The sequence below is a fragment of the Nocardia sp. NPDC001965 genome, from assembly GCF_053594175.1.
Map to the genome: position 1 here is coordinate 1 of NZ_JBSFDZ010000078.1, position 7,635 is coordinate 7,635.

The following is a 7,635-nucleotide window of genomic DNA, read 5'->3' on the forward strand; positions in this document are numbered from 1 at the left end:
CGGTGATCCGGTGGTCGAGTATGTGGGTCGTAACGATTTCCAGGTGAAGGTCCGTGGTTTCCGGATCGAGCTGGGCGAGATCGACGCGGCGCTCACCGGACACGAGACCGTGGACTTCGCGGTCACCACCGGGCACAAGAACGCCGCGGGCGCGGTATCGCTGGTGTCGTACGTGGTACCGGCATCCGGCGCCACGGTCGACGTCGCGGCGGTGATCGGGTATGTCGCCGAACGCCTGCCCGACTACATGGTGCCCGCGGCCGTCATGGTCATCGACCGGATCCCGCTGACCCCCGCCGGGAAGCTGGACCGGAAAGCCCTGCCCGAACCGGTGTTCCAGGCGCGTACCGCTTTCCGCGGGCCGCGGACGCCGGTCGAGCAGATCATCGCCGAGGTCTTCGCCGAGGTGCTCGGGGTGGACCGGGTGGGCGTGGACGATTCGTTCTTCGCCCTCGGCGGCGACAGCATCGTCTCCATCCAGCTGGTGTCCCGGGCGAAGGCGCGCGGGGTGGTCTTCACCCCGCGCCATGTCTTCGAACAGCGGACAGTGGCCGGGCTGGCCTCGATCGCCGAGGCCGCCGACGCCGACGCCGTGGCGCCCACGCTCGTCGAAATGCCCGGCGGGGGTGTCGGCACCATGCCACTGACACCGATCGTGCGGTTCATGGCCGAACGGCCGGGTTCCTTCGGCCGGTTCCATCAGCTCATCACCCTGGATCTGCCGATCGGAATCGATCGGGAAACCATTGCCGCCGTGGTACGGCCGGTGATCGACCGGCACGATATGTTGCGGTCGCGGCTGTACTCCACCGACGGCGACTGGATCGTGGAAACCGCCGCGCCGGGCAGCCTCGATGTGGACGCGCTGATCGACCACACCGTGTTCGACAGCGGCGTCACCGGTGACGAACTGTCCGCGATCGCGACGGCCGCCACCGATTCCGCGCTGGACCGGCTCGATCCCGAACAGGGTGTCGCGGTCCGTTTCGTCTGGCTGGAACCGGATTCCGCCGAGCGGCACGGGCATCTGGTGGTTATCGTGCACCACCTCGCGGTCGACGGTGTCTCGTGGCGTGTCCTGGTTCCCGATCTGGTGCTGTCCGCCGTGGCGCGCAGCGCCGGACAGATCCCCGAACTGCCCGCACCGGTCACTTCCGTGCGGACCTGGGCACATGCGCTCGAGCGCAATGCACACAGCCCGGAGCGGCTCGCCGAACTCGAGTACTGGCGGACCGTCGCCGGCACCGCCGACCCGCTGCTCACCGAGCGCCGGATGGATCCGGCGGTGGATACCGCCGGAGTCGTCGCGGTGCACGCGGTGCGGGTATCGCCGGAGGTCACCCAGGCGCTGCTCACCACCGTGCCGACGCTGTTCCACGGCGGTGTGAACGACGGTCTGCTCACCGCACTCGTCCTGGCGATGGCCGCCTGGCGGGCGCGGCGGGTGCCCGGCGTGCCGTTGGACGACCCGCTGCTGGTCCGGCTCGAGGGCCACGGCCGTGAGGAAGAGATCGTGCCCGGGGCGGATCTGTCCCGTACGGTCGGCTGGTTCACCGCGCTCTTCCCGGTCCGGTTCGAACCGGCCGGTATAGATATCGAGGCCGCTCTCGCGGGCGGTCCGGAACTGGGCGCCGCACTGAAGCTGGTCAAGGAGCAATTGCTCGCGGTACCGGACAAGGGTGTCGGTTACGGCCTGCTGCGGTACATGAACTCCGAGACCGCCACCGACCTCCCCCGGGAGATGCCGGGCCAGGTGAACTTCAACTACCTGGGCCGGGTCGGCGCCGGTGAAATTCCCGACGAGATGCACGGTTTCGGCTGGCTCCCGGCGGCCGGGCTGACCGTGGACGTCGGTTACGACTCGGATATGCCGGCCATGGCGTTGCTGGATATCAATGCCATCGTGGCCGGTGACACCCTGACCGCGCGGATGGGCTACCCGTCCACCCTGCTGTCGGCCGACGAGGCCGCCGAATTCGGTGACCTGTGGGTGCAGGCACTGGAAGCGGTCGCCCACCATGCCGGTTCCGCGGATGCGGGCGGCCATACACCGTCGGACTTCCCGCTGGTATCGGTGTCGCAGCCGGATATCGAGCGCATCGAGCAGCGGTTCCCGATGCCGGTCGCCGATATGTGGCCGCTGTCCTCGCTGCAGGCCGGGATGCTGTTCCACGCACAACTCGCCGCCGCCTCGGTGGATGTGTACACCGCGCAGGCGGTGCTCACGCTGACCGGCCGGGTCGACGCGGAACGGCTGCGGGCGGCCGCACAGGCTCTGGTGGACCGCTACGAGAACCTGCGCACAGTGTTCGTCACCGGCGCGACGGGCGATCCGGTGCAGGTCGTGCTCGACGAGGTGCAGGCCGACTGGACCGAGCACGATCGCAGTGCCACCGGTGTCGCCGCGGATCTCGTCGACGCCGACCGGGTGCGGCGTTTCGATCTCACCGAACCGCGGCCGATCAGGTTCACCCTGATCAAGACCGGATCCGATACCTGGCAGTTCGTGGTGTCCAACCACCACATCGTGCTCGACGGCTGGTCCATGCCGCTGCTCATGCAGGATCTGCTGGCGCTCTACGCCGTACGCGCCGACGGCAGCGCGCTGCCCGCGGCCCGCTCCTACCGGCACTTCCTGGACTGGGTCGGCCGGCAGGACCACCGGGCGTCGCTGGCGGTGTGGGCCGAAGCGCTGGCCGGGGTCAGCGAACCGACCCTGCTCAGCCGTCCGGAATCCGGCGGCGGCGATTCCGCGCACGAGATCGAGTCGCTGTCGAGCGAATACCTGTTCGAGCTGGACACCGCGGCCACCGGGCGGATCACCGCGCTGGCCGCCGAACTCGGTATCACCGCCAACACGGTGTTGCAGGTGGCCTGGGCGGTCCTGCTCGGCCGGATCACCGCCCGCGACGATGTGCTGTTCGGCGCCACCGTCTCCGGACGGCCGCCGCAGCTGTCCGGCGTGGAGACCATGGTCGGGTTGTTCATCAACACCGTCCCGGTCCGGGTGCGCTTCGACCAGAGCGAACCTGCCCGCGACCTGCTCACCCGGACCCAGGGGGAACAGGCCGATCTGCTGGACCACCACTATGTGGGTCTGGCGGATATCCAGGGCGCGGCCGGTGTGGCGACGCTGTTCGACACCCTGCTGGTGTTCGAGTCGTATCCGGTGGACGCCGAAGGTATCCAGGCGCAGGCCACCGATATCGACGGGATGGCGGTGACCGGGCTGAGCGCGATCGACGCCACCCACTACCCGCTGAGCCTGATCGCGTCGCTCGGCGGCACGCTGCGGCTTCGCGTCGGCTATCTGCAGGACATGTTCGACGAACCGGCGGTGCGGCGGATCGCCGACCAGTTGGTGCGGGTGCTCACCGCGATCACCGCTGCACCGGACCGGCCGCTCGGCGAGATCGACCTGCTCGACGGTGCGGAACGTGAGCTCGTACTGCGCCGCTGGAACGACACCGCGCATCCGGTCGATTCCGGCGCGACCCTGGTGTCGATGTTCGAGGCGCAACTCGCCCGGACTCCGGACGCGCCGGCGCTCACCTTCGGTGACCTGACGCTGTCGTACGCCGAGTTCGCCGACCGGGTGAACCCACTGGCGCGGTGGCTGATCGATCGCGGGGTCGGCCCGGAATCGTATGTGGCCCTGGGGATGCGGCGTTCGATCGACCTCGTGGTGGGTATGTACGCGGTCACGCTCGCCGGTGGCGCCTATGTACCGCTGGACCCGGACCATCCGGCCGAGCGCACGGAGTACATCCTGGCTACCGCGGATCCGGTCGGCGTACTGACCTCCGGGGACGATCTGCCGATCGATACCGCCCAGGTGCGCATCGACAAGCTCGAGCTGTCGGGTTACGGCGATGCTCCGGTGACCGATGCTGATCGGCGGGCGCCGTTGCGGGCGTCGAATACGGCGTATGTGATCTTCACGTCGGGTTCGACGGGTCGCCCGAAGGGCGTGGCTGTTTCGCACGGCGCGATCGTGAACCGCCTGGTGTGGATGCAGGCGGAGTACGGTCTGACGGCTTCCGATGTGGTGTTGCAGAAGACGCCGTCGACATTTGATGTGTCGGTGTGGGAGTTCTTCTGGCCGTTGCAGATCGGGGCCCGTCTGGTGGTCGCCAAGCCGGACGGTCATCGGGATCCGGAGTATCTGGCGGAGGTCATCGACTCCGAGGGTGTGACGGTGGCGCACTTCGTGCCGTCCATGCTCACCGTCTTCGTCGCCGCGCTGCCCGGTGAAGCGGGTGTGGCGCCGTGTTCCTCGCTGCGTGCGGTGTTCTCCTCGGGTGAGGCACTGCCGGGCCGTCCGGCGCAACGCCTGCGGGAACTGACCGGTACCGCGGTGCACAACCTCTACGGTCCGACCGAGGCCGCGGTCGACGTCACCTTCCACGAGGTGACCGACGCCGACACCGCGGTGGTACCGATCGGTGTGCCGGTGTTCAACACCCAGGTGTACGTGCTGGACGACCGGTTGCGGCCGGTGCCGGTGGGTGTCGCCGGTGAGCTGTACCTGGCCGGCACCCAGCTGGCCCGCGGCTACGTGGCACGGCCGGACCTGAGCGCGGATCGCTTCGTGGCGAACCCGTTCGCGGCCGGCGAGCGGATGTACCGCACCGGCGATGTCGTGCGCTGGAACTCCGCCGGTGAACTCGAATACATGGGTCGCTCGGACTTCCAGGTGAAGCTGCGCGGTCTGCGGATCGAACTCGGTGAGATCGAAAGCGCGTTGACCGATATCGACGAGGTCGGCCAGGCCGTGGTGGTACTGCGTGGTGACGCACGCACCGGCGACCAGCTCGTCGGTTACCTGGTACCCGCGGCGGGAGTGCCGCTCGATATCGAGGATGTGCGGGAAGATCTGTCCGCACGCTTGCCGTCCTATATGGTCCCCGCCGCGTTCGTGGTGCTCGACGAGCTGCCGCTGGGCGCCAGCGGCAAGCTCGACCGCCGGGCGCTGCCGGCGCCGGTGTTCGAGACCCGCGTCTTCCGGGCGCCCTCGACTCCGATCGAGGAGATCGTGGCGGCGACGTTCGCCGAGGTGCTCGGGGTGGAGCGGGTCGGCGTGGACGACGATTTCTTCGCCCTGGGCGGTAACTCGCTGAGCGCGACCCGGGTGGCGGCGCGGTTGTCGGCGGCGCTGGACACCGACCTCGCCGTACGGGAACTGTTCGAGGCGTCGACTGTGGCCGCGCTCGCGGCGCGCGCCGAAACGCATTCCGGTGCGGCCGGCCGGGTTCCGCTGGTGCCGCAGCCGCGGCCGACCCAGTCCCTGCCCTCGGGTGAGGTCGTCGAGCGGGTACCGCTGTCGCTGGCACAGCAGCGGATGTGGTTCCTGAACCGGTTCGATCCGGCATCGGCCGCGGACAATCTGCCGATCGCGGTGCGATTGTCGGGTCTGCTGGACCGGCAGGCGATGCAGATCGCCATCGCCGATGTACTGGCGCGACACGAATCGCTGCGCACGTACTACCCCGAAGTGGACGGGACACCGTTCCAGCAGGTGGTACCGACCTCGGCGGTGATCCCCGATCTGACCCCGGTGGATGTCTCGGAAACCGACCTGTTCGCACGGGTGGCCGAATTCGTCTCGGCCGGTTTCGATGTCACCGCCGGTGTGCCGTTCCGGGTCCGGTTGTTCGAAGTGGACCCGACCGAGCATGTGCTGGTCCTCGTCGTGCACCACATCTCTTCGGACGGTTTCTCGATGGGACCGCTGGCCCGCGATGTGGTCACTGCCTACGGTGCCCGGATCGACGGCGGCGAGCCGGGCTGGCGTCCGCTCGAGGTGCAGTACGCGGACTACGCACTGTGGCAACGGCAGGTACTGGGTTCGGAAGACGATCCGGCTTCGGTGATCGCTTCGCAGATCTCCTATTGGTCGACGGCGCTGGCGGGTATCCCGGATCAGCTGGATCTGCCCGCCGACCGGCCGCGGCCCGCTGTGGCCACCGGCCGGGGCTCGAGCCTCACCTTCGAGATCGACGACGCGGTGCACGCCGAACTGGTCGAGCTGGCACGCCGCCGGGGCGTGACCTTCTTCATGGTCGTGCACGCCGCGTTCGCGGTCCTGCTGTCGCGATTGTCGGGCGAATCCGACATCGTCGTCGGTACCCCGGTCGCCGGGCGCGGTGAACGTGCGCTCGACGATGTGATCGGCATGTTCGTCAACACCCTCGCGTTGCGTACACCGATCGACTACGGTGCCGGCTTCGCCGACCTGCTGGAAAGCGTTCGCGGTAGCGATGTGGCCGCCTTCGGGCATGCGGATCTGCCGTTCGAGCGGCTGGTCGAGGTGCTGAACCCGGTCCGGTCGCAGGCACGGCATCCGCTGTTCCAGGTGATGCTGTCGCTGCAGAACAACAATCCGCAGGTCAGCGGCGAGCTGCCGGGGCTGGCGATCAGCGGTATCGAATCGCCCATCGAGACAGCGAAATTCGATCTGCAGCTGGAACTCGCCGAACGGATCGGCCAGGCCGGGGCGGCGGCGAGCGGCGCCCGCGGGGTCACCGCGAAGTTCATCTACGCGACCGACCTGTTCGACGAGGCCACGGTGGCCGGGTTCGCCGATCGGTTCACCCGGCTGCTGGCCGCGGTCGTGGCCGATCCGTCGGCGCCGGTCGGCGATCTGGAGATCCTGGCCCCGGCCGAAGCGACCCGGATCCTGACCGACTGGAACGCCACCGAGCATCCGGTGCCCGCGGCGTTGCTGCTCGACGGTTTCGCCCGGGCGGTGGCCGAGTACCCGGACCGGGTCGCGGTGAGCTCCGGCGGGGTCGAGGTCACCTACGCGGAACTGGACGCACGGGTCAACCGGTTGGCCAGGCATCTGATCGCGCAGGGCGTCGGACCGGAGCAGCTGGTCGGGTTGCTGGTGTCGCGATCACTGGATCTGGTGGTCGCCATGTACGCGGTCGTCGCCGCGGGTGGCGCGTATGTGCCGTTGGATCCCGCGCATCCGGCCGAACGGATCCGGCACATCGTCGATACCGCGGCCCCGCTGCGGGTGCTGACGACGACCGCCGATGCGGCGGCGGTGCCCGCGGACGCGGCCGTACCGGTGCTGACGGTCGACGATCTGGACCTCAGCGGTTACGACGCCGCACCGGTGACCGATGCCGACCGGATCGCGCCGCTGCACAGCGCGAACACGGCGTACGCGATCTTCACGTCCGGTTCGACCGGTCGTCCGAAGGGTGTGGCGGTTTCGCATGCGGCGGTCGTGAACCAGATCGCGTGGATCGTGGGTCAGTACGGTTTCGATCGCGATGATGTGGTGCTGTTCAAGACGCCCGCGACGTTCGATGTGTCGGTGTGGGAGTTGTTCGCGCCGTTGACCGTCGGTGCGCGGATGGTCGTCGCGGAGGCCGACGGCCATCGTGACCCGGGCTATCTGGCGTCGGTGATCGCGGAACAGGGTGTGACGGCGACATCGTTCGTGCCGTCGATGCTGTCGGTGTTCGCCGAGAGCGTGGTCGGTGATCCGGGAGCGCTTTCGTCGCTGCGGCTGCTGTTCGTGGCCGGTGAAGCGTTCACCGGTGATGTGGTGGCCGCGGTGCGGCGGGTCAGCGATGTGGCTTTGTACAACCTGTACGGTCCGACCGAGTTCACCGTCCACGC

1 protein-coding gene is annotated in these 7,635 nt (G+C 68.6%); it reads left to right on the top strand.

Annotation, left to right across the window (positions count from 1 at the left end; genetic code table 11):
* Nucleotides 1-7,635: amino acid adenylation domain-containing protein (locus tag ACWCPQ_RS34810; protein ID WP_449907373.1), on the top strand; the 7,635-nt coding region annotated here is incomplete at both ends.